The sequence below is a fragment of the Salmonella sp. SAL4457 genome (genome assembly GCF_046548235.1).
GTDB classification, from domain to species: Bacteria; Pseudomonadota; Gammaproteobacteria; order Enterobacterales; family Enterobacteriaceae; genus Salmonella; species Salmonella enterica.
The window spans coordinates 1-424 of sequence record NZ_JBGDZO010000076.1; the positions used below are offsets into that span (position 1 = coordinate 1).

Genomic DNA, 424 nt, shown 5'->3' on the forward strand with positions numbered 1-424 from the left:
GTCCGGGCGAGACCCAGCTGGAAACCGACCGACGCCTGCTGCGCGTGCGCATCCGCCAGATCAAGCAGCGCCTGGAGAAGGTCCGCAGCCAGCGCGAGCAGGCTCGACGCGGGCGCAAGCGCGCGGATATCCCGGCGGTCTCCCTGGTCGGCTATACCAACGCCGGCAAATCGACCCTGTTCAATTCGCTCACCGCCTCCGAGGTGTATGCCGCCAACCAGTTGTTCGCCACCCTCGACCCCACCCTGCGTCGCCTGCAACTGGACGATCTCGGGCCGGTGGTGCTGGCCGACACGGTGGGCTTCATCCGCCACCTGCCGCACAAGCTGGTGGAGGCCTTCCGCGCTACGCTGGAAGAGTCGAGCAACGCCGACCTCCTGCTGCACGTGATCGACGCCTACGAGCCCGAACGGGATGCGCAGGT

General features: G+C 67.7%; 1 protein-coding gene. It reads left to right on the top strand.

Annotation, left to right across the window (positions count from 1 at the left end; translation table 11 throughout):
• A partial coding sequence (gene hflX, locus ACLJNW_RS23300; protein ID WP_410961099.1) for a GTPase HflX occupies positions 1-424 on the top strand: 424 nt, incomplete at both ends.